Below are 16,091 nucleotides of genomic sequence, written 5' to 3'. Positions count from 1 at the left end.
CTTCTTGCAGGGCTGCTGTTTTTATTTGGACTGAACAGTAATATAGGCCCATATTTCTTTTAAAGCGCCCGTTGTGATAAAGGCCTGAATGAAAACGAGCAGCGCAGGCCCCGCAGCCAGTCCTAAAATTCCGAACAGCTTAAAGCCGGCAAACAGGGCGATTAAGGTCGCAAGCGGATCAAGCCCGATTGACTTGCTTAAAATCTTCGGCTCCGTCAGCTGGCGCTGAATGAGAACCACAATATATAAAATACCGAGACCGATCGCTTGGGGAAGCTGACCGGCAATGGCCAAATACATAATCCAGGGAACAAATACCGATCCGGCGCCGAGATACGGGAGAAGATCCACCAGGCCGATAAAAAAGGCAATGGTCGCCGCATGCTCAATTCCTAAAAGAAACAGTCCGATAAAGACAATGATCATCGTAAAAAGGATGAGCACGGCCTGCGCCTTAATGAAACCGGCCATCGCTTTTTTCAGTTCTCCCGACACGGCCTTGGCGTTTGCCGAAACGCGTTCCGGAAGAATGGAATAAAGCATCGCTTTCAGCTTGTGCCAGTCCTTTGTCATAAAAAAAGTCGCCAGCATTGCGAATACGAAGACAGCAGCCGTATTGGGAAGGAAGGCAATCCATTTCGGCACCAGCTCTAAAAGGTGTGAAAGCATCAGCCCCGCATTTTTAGCGGCTGTATCACCGAGAGTCTGAATATGCGTCACGATGGATGCCTGCTGATTGGTTTCCAGCCCGTTAAATAAGACAGTCAGCTCGTGGTACAATGGCTGAATGCGGGAAGTGAAGAACTCCTCGCAATACGTTATAAAGGCGCTGATATGGGGAGGGAGCGTTTTGGCCAGATAGGCGGTTCCCGAGATGATTTCCGCAACGAGAAAAGTCGCCGCGCCAAGAAGAATCAGCAAAAAGAAGGCCAGGACAATGACTGTATTGACTGATCGGGGCAGCCCCGTCAGTTTGTCCAGCCAGTCAACCACGGGAATGATCGCCGACGACAGAATAAGGGCGATCAGAAACGGATAAGTTAACGAAAATGAGGCGTAACCGGCCGCTAAAGCGCCGCCGGCCGCAAATAGTACAAACAGCGCGCGGAAAAAAACAGTTGCATAGTGCGGATTCACATCGATCCTCCTCTCGGTCGGCACGTCCTATTACATTAGTTTATTCGTCAAAAAAAAGGATATGAATACAGTTATGATGAAGGATGGTGCTTTCAGGATGTTTACACAGGCGAATTTATTTTTACTATTATTGCTGGCCATCGCATTGATAGCCAAAAACCAGTCATTGCTTTTTGCCGTCGGCTTTCTTATTGTGATAAAAGCTGTCGGTCTTGACCAGAAATTGTTCCCGGTGATTCAGTCAAAAGGAATCAACTGGGGGGTCACCGTCATTACAATCGCCGTTTTAGTGCCGATTGCGACAGGTGACATCGGTTTTAAACAGCTCGGAGAAGCGATGAAATCATATTATGCGTGGATCGCTCTCGGCGCCGGAATCGCCGTTGCCTTAATTGCCAAAAACGGTCTCACCTTATTGGAAAACGATCCTCATATTACAACGGCGCTGGTGATCGGCACGATACTTGCCGTCGCGCTTTTCGGCGGCGTCGCCGTCGGCCCGTTAATCGGCGCCGGAATTGCCTATCTGGCCATGCAGATCGTAAAAATATTCACTTCGTAAAGTAAAAAAGCGGCGTAAAGCCGCTTTTTTTTTGCGGAAAAAGAGGAAAAAACCGCGTAAAATCAAGAAAATGTGCGAGAAAGAAAAAAAAATTATAGGTAAACATTTAACAAATGTCTGATTATTGTTTATAATAAGAATAGGCTTAAACTTAAATAAGCTTATAAGAATTTGTTATGTTCCTCTATAAGCATATCGGTTATGTAACCGCAATCAATGAAATGTAAGCATTTTCTTAAAGGGGAAAGGGAGTGTTTACATGACTCATTTTAAGTAAGCCGTATGTTTTATGTACTCTTTAAAGGGGAATTTTGATTGAAAAGGAGAGGTTGAATATGACAGCAACACGCGGTCTTGAAGGGGTTGTAGCAACAACATCATCTGTAAGCTCTATTATCGACGATACCCTTACATATGTAGGGTACGATATTGACGACTTGACAGAGAATGCAAGTTTTGAAGAAATCATTTATTTGCTGTGGCATCTGCGCCTGCCGAATAAAACAGAGCTTGCTGAACTGAAAAAACAGCTTGCGAAAGAAGCTGCCGTTCCACAAGAAATCATTGAGCACTTCAAATCCTATCCCCTCAATAACGTACATCCAATGGCTGCGCTCCGGACGGCAATTTCATTACTCGGTCTGACTGACAGTGAAGCCGATGTCATGAATCCGGAAGCGAACTACAGAAAAGCCATCCGTCTGCAGGCGAAGGTGCCGGGCATTGTCGCCGCTTTCTCAAGAATCCGCAAAGGACTTGATCCTGTTGAACCGAAGGAAGAGTACGGTATTGCGGAGAACTTCCTTTACACCTTAAACGGTGAAGATCCTTCTCCGATCGAAGTGGAAGCGTTTAACAAAGCGCTCATTCTTCATGCGGATCATGAGCTGAATGCATCAACATTTACGGCGAGAGTATGTGTCGCCACCTTATCCGATATTTACTCAGGCATCACGGCGGCCATCGGCGCATTAAAAGGACCGCTTCACGGCGGAGCCAATGAAGCCGTCATGAAAATGCTGACAGAGATCGGCGAAGTGGAAAATGCCGAGCCTTATATCCGCAGCAAAATGGAGAAAAAGGAAAAAGTGATGGGCTTCGGACACCGCGTGTATAAGCATGGGGATCCACGCGCCAAACATTTAAAAGAAATGAGCAAACGCCTGACGAATCTGACGGGTGAAAGCAAATGGTACGACATGTCAATCCGTGTCGAAGAAATTGTGACATCTGAGAAAAAACTTCCGCCTAACGTTGATTTCTATTCCGCATCTGTGTACCACAGTCTCGGCATTGACCACGATCTGTTCACGCCGATCTTTGCGGTCAGCAGAATGTCCGGATGGATCGCGCACATTCTTGAGCAATACGATAACAACCGCCTCATCCGCCCGCGCGCTGAATACACGGGTCCGGATAAGCAGACTTTTGTTCCGATTGACGAAAGAGCCTGATCAAACGGGAGGCTGGTGATTTTCATGTCGTTAGCCTCTTGTTAATCAAGCCCAAGTTGGTTTACAATTTTGATAGAATCTTGAGAAAAATCATTTTATTTTCTATACAAGAAAAATAAAATGTTTTCTAAATATGAATTACATACTGGGAGGTAATATTGTGTCACAAGGTGAAAAAATTACAGTCTCTAATGGAGTATTAAACGTACCAAATAATCCGATTATCCCGTTTATTGAAGGTGACGGCACAGGCCCTGATATTTGGAATGCCGCTTCTAAAGTATTGGAAGCCGCTGTTGAAAAAGCATATAAAGGCGAGAAAAAAATCACGTGGAAAGAAGTTTATGCCGGTGAAAAGGCTTATAATAAAACAGGTGAGTGGCTTCCTGCCGAAACGCTGGAAGACATCAGAGAGTACTTCATCGCTATCAAAGGACCTCTGACGACACCGGTAGGCGGCGGTATCCGTTCTCTGAACGTGGCGCTGAGACAGGAACTTGATTTGTTTACGTGCCTGCGCCCTGTCAGATATTTCACTGGAGTGCCTTCTCCGGTCAAACGTCCTGAAGATACGGATATGGTCATTTTCCGCGAAAACACAGAAGATATTTATGCCGGAATTGAGTATGCGAAAGGTTCTGAAGAAGTTGAAAAGCTGATCAGCTTCCTGCAAAATGAAATGGGCGTTAACAAAATCCGTTTCCCTGAAACATCAGGAATCGGCATCAAGCCTGTTTCTGAAGAAGGAACAAGCCGCTTAGTCAGAGCTGCCATTGAGTATGCGATCGAAAACGGCCGTAAGTCTGTCACGCTTGTCCACAAAGGAAACATCATGAAGTTCACTGAAGGGGCATTTAAAAACTGGGGCTACGAGCTTGCCGAAAGAGAATATGGAGATAAAGTATTCACTTGGGCCGAATATGACCGCATCGTCGAAAAAGACGGAAAAGAAGCGGCTGATAAAGCGCAGAGCGAAGCGGAAGCAGCAGGAAAAATCATCGTCAAAGACAGCATCGCTGATATTTTCCTTCAGCAGATCTTAACCCGTCCGAGCGAATTCGACGTCGTAGCGACGATGAACTTAAACGGAGACTATATCTCTGATGCGCTTGCCGCTCAGGTAGGCGGAATCGGAATCGCACCGGGAGCGAACATCAACTATGAAACAGGGCATGCGATTTTCGAAGCGACTCACGGAACGGCTCCTAAATATGCCGGCCTTGACAAAGTCAACCCGTCATCCGTTATCCTTTCAGGAGTGCTTCTTCTTGAACACCTGAACTGGAATGAGGCGGCTGACCTAGTCATTAAAGCTATGGAAAAAACGATTGCTTCAAAAGTAGTAACTTACGATTTTGCAAGATTAATGGACGGTGCAACTGAAGTGAAATGTTCAGAGTTCGGTGAAGAGCTTATCAAAAACATGGACTGAACCTAAAGCAGACTTCTAATGAAGCCAAAAAAGGAGAAGAGAATCATGGGAAAAACACGCAGTAAAGTTTCTGTTATCGGAGCAGGATTTACGGGAGCGACAACAGCCTTCCTTACAGCTCAAAAAGAGCTTGCGGATGTTGTGCTCGTTGATATTCCTCAATTAGAAAACCCGACTAAAGGAAAAGCGCTTGACATGCTCGAAGCAAGTCCGGTTCAAGGATTTGACGCGAAAATCACAGGCACGTCCAACTACGAGGACACAGCCGGTTCTGATATCGTCGTCATCACGGCCGGAATTGCGAGAAAACCAGGCATGAGCCGTGATGATCTCGTATCTACAAACGAAAAAATCATGAGAAGCGTCACACGTGAGATCGTGAAATATTCTCCTGACTGCATTATCGTCGTGTTAACAAACCCTGTTGATGCGATGACATATGCGGTGTACAAAGAATCAGGCTTCCCGAAAGAACGCGTTATCGGACAATCCGGAGTGCTTGACACTGCGCGGTTCAGAACATTCGTCGCTGAAGAATTAAACCTGTCAGTAAAAGACGTGACCGGTTTTGTTCTTGGAGGACACGGTGACGACATGGTTCCTCTCGTCCGTTATTCCTATGCGGGCGGCATTCCGCTCGAAACACTTATCCCGAAAGACCGTCTTGATGCGATTGTAGAGCGCACAAGAAAAGGCGGCGGGGAAATCGTCAACCTTCTCGGCAACGGAAGCGCCTACTATGCGCCTGCTGCATCACTGACAGAAATGGTAGAAGCCATTTTGAAAGATCAGCGCCGCGTGCTTCCGACTATCGCTTATTTAGAAGGCGAATACGGTCATGAAGGTATTTACTTAGGCGTGCCGACGATTATCGGAGGAAACGGCCTAGAGCAAATCATTGAGCTTGAACTGACAGACTATGAAAAAGCACAGCTGAGTAAATCAGTTGAATCTGTCAAAAACGTGATGAAAGTATTGTCATAAGAAAAAAGGGAAGGCTTCCGAATCAGAAGCCTTCCTCTTTTTACAATTAATGAAAGCGTTTTCTTTTTCCCTGAACGATCCTTTCTCTGAAAATGATCAAAAAGGCGAATTGTCTGAACGGGCAGTATTGGATAAAATGAAATCATAAAGTGATATGCAACACATAAAATAGAGAAAATTGGATGTCGGGGAAAATAGACAGCGGAGGGCGCAGCATGAACAAAAAAATTTTAGTTGTAGATGATGAACAATCTATCGTTACTCTTTTACAGTACAATCTGGAACGGTCCGGCTATGATGTCATTACCGCATCAGACGGCGAAGAGGCTCTGGAGCAGGCAGAGAAGGAAAATCCGGATTTAATCGTACTGGATGTCATGCTGCCGAAAGTGGACGGAATCGACGTCTGTAAACAGCTCAGACAGCAGAAAATGATGGTTCCGATCTTGATGCTGACAGCAAAAGATGAAGAGTTTGATAAGGTGCTGGGACTGGAGCTCGGAGCGGATGATTACATGACAAAGCCGTTCAGTCCGAGGGAAGTGACTGCGCGGGTGAAAGCCATTTTAAGAAGGGCTGACATTTCTTCGCTGTCACAAAGCAGAGAAGAGGAAAAGGACGGGCAGATCCTTATCGGCGAGCTGAAAATTCTTCCGGAGCATTACGAAGCGTACTTCAAGTCAGAACAGCTGGAATTGACGCCTAAAGAATTTGAACTGCTTCTCTATTTGGGAAAACACAAGGGAAGAGTGCTGACGAGAGATCTTCTGCTGAGCGCAGTCTGGAACTATGATTTTGCCGGGGACACCCGGATTGTTGACGTTCATATCAGCCATCTGCGCGACAAAATCGAATCAAATACCAAAAAACCCATCTATATTAAAACAATCAGAGGTTTGGGGTATAAACTGGAGGAGCCAAAAATGAATGAATAAAGTCCGTGTGCGTCTGTTCGCTTTACTCGTTGTATGTATCATATTGGTTTTCAGTGTTCTCGGCCTTTTTTTACAGCAGCTTATTTCTTCAGCCGCTAAAGACAGAACGGCGGATCAGCTGAAAAAGGAATCGGTATACATAGCGGGCCTTCTTGACACCGGCCGAATCGGCAATAAAAGCAATGAAACGGTGGTCCGCGACGCCGGCCGCACCCTCGGTATAAACGTCTCCGTGCTCAATGAGAAGGGTGACGCCGTTTATCATTCCGGCAGGCATGCTGATGATGCAGCCGTAAAGGAGTTCATTTCTCACAATAAAAATGAGGCAGCCATACAGGCGGGAAGCAAAGTGATCCGCGGCGCTGCCGTAAAAAATGACGCCGGCCAAACGGCGGGATATGTGCTCGTTTCCTCGGAAATCAGCGGCGGTTCAAGTATTACCGGAGAAATGTGGGGCATGCTGGCAGCAAGTCTTTGTACCGCTTTTATCATTATTGTTTTCTTTTATACAAACATGACGTCCCGTTACAAAAAATCAATCGACGCCGCGACGAAGGTGGCGACGGAGCTGTCCAAAGGCAATTATGACGCCCGCTCCTACAGCGGTTACGCAAGGCGGTCTGACCGCCTCGGGCGTGCGATGAACAGTCTGGCAGTCGATTTGATGGAAATGACGAGAACGCAGGATATGCAGCGCGACCGTCTGTTAACCGTCATTGAAAATATCGGTTCAGGTTTGATTTTAATAGACGGGAGAGGTTTTATTAATCTCGTGAACCGATCGTACACGAAGCAGTTTCATACAAAGCCTGAACGTCTGCTTCGCCGCCTTTACCATGATGCGCTTGAGCATGAGGAAATCATTCGGCTCGTCGAAGATATTTTTATGACGGAGACGAAAAAATGCCAGCTGCTGAGACTTCCCATCAATATTGAGCGGCGCTACTTTGAAGTTGACGGCGTTCCGATCATGGGTCCTGATGATGAATGGAAGGGCATTGTTCTCGTTTTTCACGATATAACGGAAATTAAAAAATTGGAGCAGATGAGGAAGGACTTCGTCGCCAATGTTTCCCATGAACTGAAAACGCCGATCACTTCGATTAAAGGCTTTACGGAAACGCTGTTAGACGGGGCGATGAAAGATGAAAAGGCGCTTTCAGACTTTCTGTCTATCATTCTGAAAGAAAGTGAGCGGCTCCAATCCCTCGTACAGGACTTATTGGATTTATCCAAAATGGAGCAGCAAAACTTTACGATGCGCGTAGAATCCTTTGACGCTGCAAAAATCCTCCATGAAATCGAAGCCCTTTTACAGCATAAGGCTGAGGAAAAAGGCATCAGTTTTCAGCTCGATCTTCCGGAGGAGCCGATTTTTGTGACGGGTGATGTGCACAGGCTGAAGCAGGTATTCCTGAATCTGGCGAACAACGCTTTAACCTACACGCCTGAAAAAGGGACGGTGGCGATTTCGGTAAATGTGAAAGAAACCGCTGTTGATATCAAAGTGTCCGATACGGGAATCGGTATTCAGAAGGAAGAGATTCCGAGGATATTTGAGAGATTTTACCGCGTGGATAAAGACAGAAGCCGCAACTCGGGAGGAACCGGGCTCGGTCTTGCCATCGTAAAGCACTTAATAGAAGCCCATGAAGGCAAAATCGAAGTCACAAGCGAGCCGGGACAGGGAACTGTGTTCACTGTGACGCTGAAGCGGCCGCCGGCAGCGTGATCAGCTTTACAAAGGATTAACATTTTCTTCATGACCTGTTAAACCTATCTTGTTAGGATGTAACAGAACCCCTTCATCCAAGGAGCCAATTTTGACGGCGGGAACGTGTTTTCTTGTTCCCGTCCTTTTTTGCGTTTTCACGGGGTCCGCTCATTTTCCTTTCAAATTGAACTTTGTTAAAATAAGAGAAGCTGTGAGATTAAAAAACAGAGGAATGACGAGCTTTTGCTCTTAGGAGGATATTGAATGACGGAACGAAAAAAATTAGTGCTTGTCGACGGAAACAGTCTGGCGTACCGGGCGTTTTTTGCATTACCGCTTCTAAGCAATGAAAAAGGCATTCATACAAATGCCGTATACGGGTTTGCGATGATTTTAATGAAAATGCTGGAGGATGAAAAACCGACCCACATGCTGGTGGCTTTTGATGCGGGAAAAACGACTTTCCGCCACAGCACGTTTAAAGAATATAAAGGCGGAAGACAAAAAACGCCGCCGGAGCTTTCTGAACAGATGCCGTTCATCCGTGAGCTCCTCGATGCTTATAACATCAGCCGCTATGAGCTTCCTGAATACGAAGCGGATGATATTATCGGCACACTTGCCGTATCTGCTGAGAAAGACGGCTTTGAAGTAAAGGTATTTTCCGGAGACAAAGACTTAACGCAGCTTGCAACCGGGAAAACGACCGTTGCTATTACGAGAAAAGGCATTACCGACGTGGAAGATTACACGCCGGAACACGTCGAAGAAAAGTACGGTCTGACCCCTTTGCAAATCATTGATATGAAGGGATTAATGGGGGATTCCTCCGATAACATCCCGGGCGTTCCCGGTGTCGGCGAAAAAACGGCAATTAAACTCTTGAAGCAGTTCCATTCGGTTGAGAAACTGCTTGATTCAATTGATGAAGTCAGCGGGAAAAAATTAAAAGAAAAGCTCGAAGAATATAAAGAACAAGCCCTGATGAGCAAAGAGCTGGCGACGATTATGACAAATGCGCCGATTGAAGTCAAACTTGACGATTTAGATTATCAAGGGTTCGACCGTGAACAAGTCGTTGCCATTTTTAAAGACCTCGGTTTTAACACGCTGCTTGAGCGGCTCGGTGAAGATAGCGGAGAAACGGCGGAAGAAGATTTTGAGGACATCAATGTTGAAACGGCCGAAGAAATCACCGAAGCTATGCTCGTTTCGCCGTCCGCTTTAGTCGTCGAACAAATCGGGGATAACTATCACGAAGAACCGATACTCGGCTTTTCCATCGTGAATGAAACAGGCCTTTATTATATTCCGAAAGAAACCGCCATCCAGTCCGAAGCGTTTAAATCCTGGGCTGAAGATGAGTCGAAGAAAAAGTGGGTGTTTGACAGCAAACGCTCCGTTGTCGCTTTGCGCTGGCAGGGAATTGAGCTGAAGGGAACAGAATTTGATGCGCTTCTTGCTGCCTACATTATAAACCCGGGCAATTCGTACGACGATGTCGCGAGCGTAGCGAAAGAATACGGCCTGAATATCGTTTCGAAAGATGAAGCGGTTTACGGAAAAGGCGCAAAGCGCGCCGTTCCGGCTGAAAAAGAGCTTGCCGATCATCTCGCGCGAAAAGCGTCTGCCGTTAACAGCCTCCGGGACAAACTGCTGCACGCGCTGGAAGAAAATAATCAGCTTGAATTATATGAAGATCTCGAACTCCCGCTTGCGCTTATTCTCGGAGAAATGGAATCAATGGGCGTCAAAGTGGATGTTGATAGACTGAAGCGAATGGGCGAAGAGCTCGGGGCGAAGCTGAAAGAATACGAAGAAAAAATCCATGAGATCGCCGGTGAACCGTTTAACATCAATTCACCAAAACAGCTCGGCGTCATTCTGTTTGAAAAGCTCGGCCTGCCGCCAGTAAAGAAAACAAAAACAGGCTATTCCACTTCAGCCGATGTGTTGGAGAAGCTCGCAGACAAACATGATATCGTCGCTTACATTCTGCAATACAGACAAATCGGCAAACTCCAATCGACTTATATTGAAGGGCTGCTGAAAGTCACACGCAAGGATTCTCATAAGGTGCATACGCGATTCAATCAGGCATTGACTCAAACCGGACGCCTCAGCTCAACTGATCCGAACCTGCAAAACATTCCGATCAGGCTGGAGGAAGGACGGAAAATCCGTCAGGCTTTCGTTCCGTCAGAACCGGACTGGCTTATTTTCGCCGCTGATTATTCACAAATTGAGTTAAGGGTGCTTGCCCATATTTCAAAAGATGAAAATCTGATTGAGGCGTTTACGAATGATATGGACATTCACACAAAAACCGCAATGGATGTGTTTCATGTCAGCGAGGATGAAGTGACACAGGCGATGCGCCGTCAGGCAAAGGCCGTCAATTTCGGGATCGTTTACGGCATCAGTGATTACGGGCTGTCTCAAAACCTCGGCATTACCAGGAAGGAAGCGGGCGCTTTTATTGATCGCTACTTGGAAAGCTTTCCGGGCGTCAAGGCGTATATGGAAGAATCGGTGCAGGAAGCGAAACAAAAAGGATATGTGACGACTCTTATGCAGCGCCGCCGCTATATCCCTGAGCTGACAAGCCGCAACTTCAACCTGCGGAGCTTTGCAGAACGGACGGCCATGAATACGCCGATTCAGGGAAGCGCCGCTGATATTATTAAAAAAGCCATGATTGATATGGCAGCTGAGCTGAAGGAGAAAAAACTGAAGGCAAGACTGCTGCTTCAGGTGCACGATGAATTGATTTTTGAAGCGCCTAAGGAAGAAATTGAAATATTAGAGAAGCTGGTTCCTGAAGTGATGGAGCATGCTTTGGCATTAGACGTGCCGTTAAAGGCGGATTATGCTTCAGGACCGTCTTGGTACGATGCAAAATAAATAAACAGAGAAAAAGGAAGTGATGATTGTGCCGGAATTACCAGAAGTTGAAACGGTCCGGCGCACTCTGACCGGTCTTGTGAAGGGGAAAACGATTGAATCGGCGGACATCAGATGGCCGAATATCATCAAAAAACCCGCCGAGCCGGAGGAATTCGCGCGGCAGATTGCAGGAGAAACCATCCGATCCATCGGAAGAAGGGGAAAGTTTTTGCTTTTCCATCTGGATCATTATGTCATGGTGTCCCATCTCCGGATGGAGGGGAAATACGGTCTTTATCAGGCCGATGAGCCTGACGACAAACATGTCCACGTCGTGTTTCGCATGACGGACGGAACAGAGCTCCGCTACCGGGATGTCCGGAAATTCGGCACGATGCATTTATTTGCGCCGGGAGAGGAACTGAATGCATTACCGCTTTCACAGCTCGGACCCGAACCAGATGATGAAGCCTTTACCGCCGCCTATTTAAAAGAGCGGCTGGCAAAAACGAACCGCGCGGTGAAAACCGCCCTGCTCGATCAAAAAGCGGTCGTCGGTCTCGGCAACATTTATGTCGATGAAGCTTTATTCCGGGCGCGGATTCACCCTGAGACAAAAGCGAACAGCCTGTCTGACGGACAGATAAAAACGCTTCATACAGAAATTAAAGACACCCTTCAGGAAGCGATTGACGCGGGCGGGAGCACCGTCCGGTCTTATATCAATTCTCAAGGGGAAATCGGAATGTTTCAGCTCAAACATTACGTATACGGCAAAAAGGATGAGCCGTGCAAAACGTGCGGCACGATGATTTCTAAAATCGTAGTCGGCGGAAGGGGTACGCATTTTTGCGCCCGATGCCAAAAAAAATCATAAACTGAAGCTGTTCAAGCAGGCGGCAGCAGAATGACTTTTTTCTAACACAGTTGATGACCTTTCTCCATATATATATTGTGATTCACCCAATAGGCATATGTCACAATTGCCGATCAAGAGAAAGGGAGAAACGGATATGGAGATTGTTTCTTTGCTGCTTTTGGCTTTTGCTGTCAGCTTGGACAGTTTTTCAGTCGGGTTTACGTATGGATTGAGAAAAATGAAAATCCCGTTCAAAGCGATTGCCGTGATCGCTTGCTGTTCAGCCTCTGTGATGTTTATATCCATGCTGATCGGCCATTTTCTGACAAAGATTTTCCCTGTATCCGTCACGGAGAAACTGGGCGGGCTGATCTTAATCGGAATCGGGGCATGGGTCATCTATCAATTTTTTAAACCGGCGAAAGAGCCGGATTACTTATTACACGAAAAAACGCTGCTAAACCTTGAAGTGAAATCGCTCGGCATCGTGATTCACATTTTGAAAAAGCCGACCAGCGCCGATATTGATCAATCCGGAACCATTAATGGAGTCGAAGCGCTTCTGCTCGGTATCGCCTTATCTATTGACGCCTTTGGCGCAGGCATGGGAGCGGCCATTCTCGGTTTTTCTCCGGTTATGATGAGCGTGACCGTCGGGGTGATGAGCTCGCTGTTTGTGTCATTCGGCATCAACGCCGGGCATTTTCTTTCAAGGTGGAATTGGATAGATAAAATGACATTTTTGCCGGGGATCCTGCTGATTATCATCGGGATTTGGAAAATGTAAGAAGGAGTGGGCTTTTTGAGCTTGGTCATCGGTTTAACGGGAGGCATCGCCAGCGGCAAAAGCACGGTATCGCGCATGCTGATCGACAAAAAAATAACAGTCATTGATGCGGATGTCATCGCTAAGCAGGCGGTGGAAAAAGGAATGCCGGCTTACGGACAGATCGTTGAAGCGTTCGGAAAAGACATTCTGCTGGAAAACGGCGGCATTGACAGAAAAAAACTCGGTTCTATCGTTTTTACGGACGAACAGAAGCGTCTGATCCTGAATCAGATCGTTCATCCGGCAGTGCGTGCGGAAATGATGAAACAGCGGGATGAAGCCGTAGCGCGAAAAGAGCGGTTCGTCGTTTTGGATATACCGCTTTTGTATGAAAGCGGGCTTGACTATCTGGTCGGCAAAGTGCTCGTCGTCACCGTACCGGCAGACATTCAGCTCAAACGGCTGATGAAGCGGAATTCACTTACAGAAGAAGAAGCGATGAGCCGGATAACGTCGCAAATGCCTTTAGCAGACAAAACAAAAAAAGCTGACGCCGTCATTGATAACAGCGGCAGTCTTGACTATACGAAGCATCAGCTGGAGGAAATATTGAGCAGCTGGACATAAATAAACACCGTTCGGAAAACCGAACGGTGTTTTTCTGGTTAAAAATCAAAATTGTCAGGGTCCGGGCCGACACGGAGATTTTCGTTCAGATCATCAATCCGCTTCATATCGTCAGCTGACAGTTCGAAATCAAAGACATTTGCATTTTCTTCAATACGGTGTTTTTTAGTTGATTTCGGAATGGTGATGACGCCGTTTTGCAAATCCCAGCGCAAAATCACTTGAGCGGCTGATTTGCCGTATTTCTCAGCGATTTCCTGTAAGACGGGATGATCAAGCAGCTGGCCTTGCATCAATGGCGACCATGCTTCAAGCTGAATATCTTGTTCGGCGCAGAAAGCGTGCAGTTCTTTCTGTGTCAGACGGGGGTGGTACTCCACCTGGTTAATCATCGGCTTGATTTCCGTTTCTTTCATGAGATGTTTCAGATGGTGAATTTGGAAATTGCTGACCCCGATCGCCTTAATGCGTCCATCCCGGTAGAGGGTTTCGAGCGCCCGCCACGCATCGATGTACTTTCCTTCGACAGGCCAATGGATCAAATATAAATCTAAATAGTCTAAACCGAGTTTTTCTAAACTTGTGTCAAACGCTTTTAACGTTTCTTCATACCCTAAATCGGCATTCCACACTTTTGACGTGACAAAAATGTCTTCACGCTTTAATCCCGCTTCTTGCAATCCTTGGCGGATGCCTTCGCCGACACCCTCTTCATTTCCGTAAATCGCGGCGGTATCAACACTGCGATAGCCGTGCGCCAATGCCGTTTTCACCGCGTTGACGAGTTCCGCGCCTTCCTCTACTTTGAAAACTCCGATGCCGAACCAAGGCATCTCTACGCCGTTATGCAATGTTGCTTTTGCTTGTAAATGTGTTGTCATGTATATGTTCCTCCTATTGTTTGTTTGTTAAAAAAATTAAAATGCGCTGAAGAAAAACTCACCTCCTTTCAAGGACAGTGCGATCCCGCTTTTCAAGCTTTCTGCTCCATCCGGTTAACATGACCGCGCTGAGCACCATTAACGCCCCGATCCAAGCGGTATGAATAATCCCGATTGAATCTGTTATAATCCCGCCGGCAAAAGAACCGATTGCGATTCCGGCATTAAATGCCGCGATGTTTAAGGCTGATGCTGTATCAACGGCGCTTGGCGCAAAACGTTCACTCAGCATCACGACATATACTTGAAGCCCCGGCACATTCATAAACGCCAACAGCCCCATAAAAATAATGGTGATCAGTCCGGCTGTTTTAAACGGCGCGGTAAAAGTCAAGATAAACAGCACAGCCGCCTGGACAATGAACATGTAAAACAATGCTCTCAGCGGATTCCGATTTGATAACCGGCCGCCGATCATGTTTCCGATAGCAATCGCAATTCCGTAAACAAGCAGGATGGCCGCGACGGTTTCTTTCTGAAAACCTGTTACTTCCTGAAGAAGCGGAGATAAATACGTAAACACGACAAACGTTCCGCCGTAGCCTAACGCTGTAATAATAAATAAAAGCAGCAGCCGGCCGTTTTTGACGAGTTTTATCTGTTCGGAAAATGCGGTCTTCGTTCCTTTGCGCAAATTTGACGGAACGAGAAGCGCATTTGTGAGAAATGCAATGATTCCTACCGCGACGATGACGGCAAATGCGATTCTCCACCCGAATTGCTGGCCGAGATAGGTCCCGAACGGAACACCGGTCACTGTAGCCACCGTCAGCCCCGTGAACATAATGGAAATCGCGCTTGCTCTTTTATGCTCCGGCACGATATTGGCGGCGATTGTTGCCCCGATTGACATGAAAATGCCGTGGGAAAAAGCCGAAATGACCCGTGCCGCCAGTAAGACGCCGATTGAGGAAGCGCTCGCTGCAAGTGTATTTCCGACGATAAAAATCAGCATCACCCAGAGCAGCAGCGTTTTCCGCGACATGCCTGATGTAAGAGAAGTTAAAACCGGCGCGCCGAATGTCACGCCCAGAGCATACATGGAAACGGTAAGTCCCGCCGTTGTCACAGGTATATGCAGATCATGAGATATAAGCGGCAGCAGTCCGACGCTGATAAATTCGGTTGTGCCGATCGCAAAAGCACTGACGGCTAATGCCAGCAGTGCTGGTAAATAGCTTTGGCGATGTGAAGACATCTGTTTTCCTCCTTGAACGATAATGTATGGTTGAAATGATGCCGGGTAAACGATATAAGTATAAGAGTACATTCCTTTTCAGCCGGCAAATGTCATTATGATCGATAGATGAGTCATTGAAAAGAACGTACTTTTAAGTGCCATAGGCACTTTTTAGTTCCTATAGATGAGGAGGAATTACCGTTGCTGAAGAAAAAATACAATATATCTGTAGAGGCGACGCTAGAAGTGATCGGCGGAAAATGGAAGTGTGTGATCCTCTGCCACCTGATGCGCGGAAAAAAGCGGACAAGCGAATTGAAGCGGCTTATGCCGGACATTACACAAAAGATGCTGACACAGCAATTGCGGGAATTGGAAGCTGACGGCGTCATCAACCGGATCGTGTACAATCAGGTGCCGCCGAAAGTGGAATACGAATTGAGTGAATACGGCCACAGCCTGGAAAGAATTTTAAACGCGCTGTGCGACTGGGGCGCGATGCATATTTCTAAACGGTACGGCGAGGTGTCATCCGTATTAGAGGACAGCATTTTAAATGACAGGTTTAAAGATCCGGAACAAATATAAGAAAAAAGCAGGCAGCCAGAGAT

At 46.8% G+C, this 16,091-nt stretch carries 14 protein-coding genes; 11 read left to right on the top strand and 3 right to left on the bottom strand.

Annotation, left to right across the window (positions count from 1 at the left end):
• Positions 1-21: 21 nt before the first annotated feature.
• A complete protein-coding gene (gene ytvI / locus AADZ70_RS09175) occupies positions 22-1,137 on the bottom strand; it encodes a sporulation integral membrane protein YtvI (protein ID WP_342008016.1) in 1,116 nt (371 codons plus the stop codon).
• A 97-nt stretch (positions 1,138-1,234) separates the two neighbouring features.
• On the opposite strand from ytvI, the gene AADZ70_RS09170 reads away from it, so the two are divergent.
• The 10 genes from AADZ70_RS09170 to coaE all read left to right on the top strand — a co-directional run bounded on the left by AADZ70_RS09170 (position 1,235) and on the right by coaE (position 13,359).
• The gene (locus AADZ70_RS09170) at positions 1,235-1,699 is read left to right on the top strand and encodes a DUF441 domain-containing protein (protein WP_007408072.1); all 465 of its coding nucleotides are present in this window, start codon (positions 1,235-1,237) and stop codon (positions 1,697-1,699) included.
• Between the two features lie 335 nt (positions 1,700-2,034).
• A complete protein-coding gene (citZ, locus tag AADZ70_RS09165; protein WP_016938606.1) occupies positions 2,035-3,153 on the top strand; it encodes a citrate synthase in 1,119 nt (372 codons plus the stop codon).
• Between the two features lie 160 nt (positions 3,154-3,313).
• Positions 3,314-4,585: an NADP-dependent isocitrate dehydrogenase gene (gene icd / locus AADZ70_RS09160; RefSeq protein WP_016938607.1), complete on the top strand. Its 1,272-nt coding sequence runs from the start codon at positions 3,314-3,316 to the stop codon at positions 4,583-4,585.
• 45 nt (positions 4,586-4,630) lie between these two features.
• Positions 4,631-5,569: a malate dehydrogenase gene (mdh, locus tag AADZ70_RS09155; RefSeq protein WP_003152455.1), complete on the top strand. Its 939-nt coding sequence runs from the start codon at positions 4,631-4,633 to the stop codon at positions 5,567-5,569.
• A 215-nt stretch (positions 5,570-5,784) separates the two neighbouring features.
• Positions 5,785-6,504: a response regulator transcription factor gene (locus tag AADZ70_RS09150; RefSeq protein ID WP_016938608.1), complete on the top strand. Its 720-nt coding sequence runs from the start codon at positions 5,785-5,787 to the stop codon at positions 6,502-6,504.
• The gene (locus tag AADZ70_RS09145) at positions 6,497-8,236 is read left to right on the top strand and encodes an ATP-binding protein (RefSeq protein WP_342008015.1); all 1,740 of its coding nucleotides are present in this window, start codon (positions 6,497-6,499) and stop codon (positions 8,234-8,236) included. Before AADZ70_RS09150 ends, AADZ70_RS09145 begins: the two co-directional genes overlap by 8 nt.
• 246 nt (positions 8,237-8,482) lie before the next feature.
• Positions 8,483-11,122, top strand: coding sequence for a DNA polymerase I (polA, locus tag AADZ70_RS09140; RefSeq protein ID WP_064777650.1), 2,640 nt, complete (start codon positions 8,483-8,485; stop codon positions 11,120-11,122).
• Positions 11,123-11,150: 28 nt separating this feature from the next.
• Positions 11,151-11,981, top strand: coding sequence for a DNA-formamidopyrimidine glycosylase (gene mutM / locus AADZ70_RS09135; protein WP_016938611.1), 831 nt, complete (start codon positions 11,151-11,153; stop codon positions 11,979-11,981).
• Positions 11,982-12,117: 136 nt separating this feature from the next.
• Positions 12,118-12,750 carry a sporulation membrane protein YtaF gene (gene ytaF / locus AADZ70_RS09130; protein WP_016938612.1) on the top strand — a complete coding sequence of 211 codons (633 nt, stop codon included), beginning with the start codon at positions 12,118-12,120 and terminating at the stop codon, positions 12,748-12,750.
• Positions 12,751-12,765: 15 nt separating this feature from the next.
• Positions 12,766-13,359 carry a dephospho-CoA kinase gene (gene coaE / locus AADZ70_RS09125; RefSeq protein ID WP_342008014.1) on the top strand — a complete coding sequence of 198 codons (594 nt, stop codon included), beginning with the start codon at positions 12,766-12,768 and terminating at the stop codon, positions 13,357-13,359.
• Positions 13,360-13,397: 38 nt separating this feature from the next.
• Here the strand turns inward: coaE and AADZ70_RS09120 are convergent, their stop codons facing one another.
• Positions 13,398-14,240 (bottom strand): aldo/keto reductase, encoded by an 843-nt coding sequence (locus tag AADZ70_RS09120; protein WP_342008013.1) that lies wholly within the window; start codon positions 14,238-14,240, stop codon positions 13,398-13,400.
• 58 nt (positions 14,241-14,298) lie between these two features.
• Complete coding sequence (locus AADZ70_RS09115) at positions 14,299-15,498, bottom strand: MFS transporter (protein ID WP_342008012.1); 1,200 nt, start codon at positions 15,496-15,498, stop codon at positions 14,299-14,301.
• 183 nt (positions 15,499-15,681) lie between these two features.
• On the opposite strand from AADZ70_RS09115, the gene AADZ70_RS09110 reads away from it, so the two are divergent.
• A complete protein-coding gene (locus AADZ70_RS09110; protein WP_045925222.1) occupies positions 15,682-16,068 on the top strand; it encodes a winged helix-turn-helix transcriptional regulator in 387 nt (128 codons plus the stop codon).
• Positions 16,069-16,091 lie beyond the last annotated feature (23 nt).

The organism is Bacillus sp. YBsi01, assembly GCF_038406745.1.
Lineage (GTDB): Bacteria > Bacillota > Bacilli > Bacillales > Bacillaceae > Bacillus > Bacillus siamensis.
The sequence above is the reverse complement of the archived record's forward strand: the minus strand, read 5'-3'. Positions and strand labels throughout refer to the sequence as shown.

Bases quoted from the DNA above. Each gene is read 5' to 3' on its own strand.
- AADZ70_RS09170 (WP_007408072.1), top strand. From the start codon at position 1,235: ATGTTTACACAGGCGAATTTATTTTTACTATTATTGCTGGCCATCGCA.
- citZ (WP_016938606.1), top strand. From the start codon at position 2,035: ATGACAGCAACACGCGGTCTTGAAGGGGTTGTAGCAACAACATCATCT.
- mdh (WP_003152455.1), top strand. From the start codon at position 4,631: ATGGGAAAAACACGCAGTAAAGTTTCTGTTATCGGAGCAGGATTTACG.
- AADZ70_RS09150 (WP_016938608.1), top strand. From the start codon at position 5,785: ATGAACAAAAAAATTTTAGTTGTAGATGATGAACAATCTATCGTTACT.
- AADZ70_RS09145 (WP_342008015.1), top strand. From the start codon at position 6,497: ATGAATAAAGTCCGTGTGCGTCTGTTCGCTTTACTCGTTGTATGTATC.
- polA (WP_064777650.1), top strand. From the start codon at position 8,483: ATGACGGAACGAAAAAAATTAGTGCTTGTCGACGGAAACAGTCTGGCG.
- ytaF (WP_016938612.1), top strand. From the start codon at position 12,118: ATGGAGATTGTTTCTTTGCTGCTTTTGGCTTTTGCTGTCAGCTTGGAC.
- AADZ70_RS09120 (WP_342008013.1), bottom strand. From the start codon at position 14,240: ATGACAACACATTTACAAGCAAAAGCAACATTGCATAACGGCGTAGAG.
- AADZ70_RS09115 (WP_342008012.1), bottom strand. From the start codon at position 15,498: ATGTCTTCACATCGCCAAAGCTATTTACCAGCACTGCTGGCATTAGCC.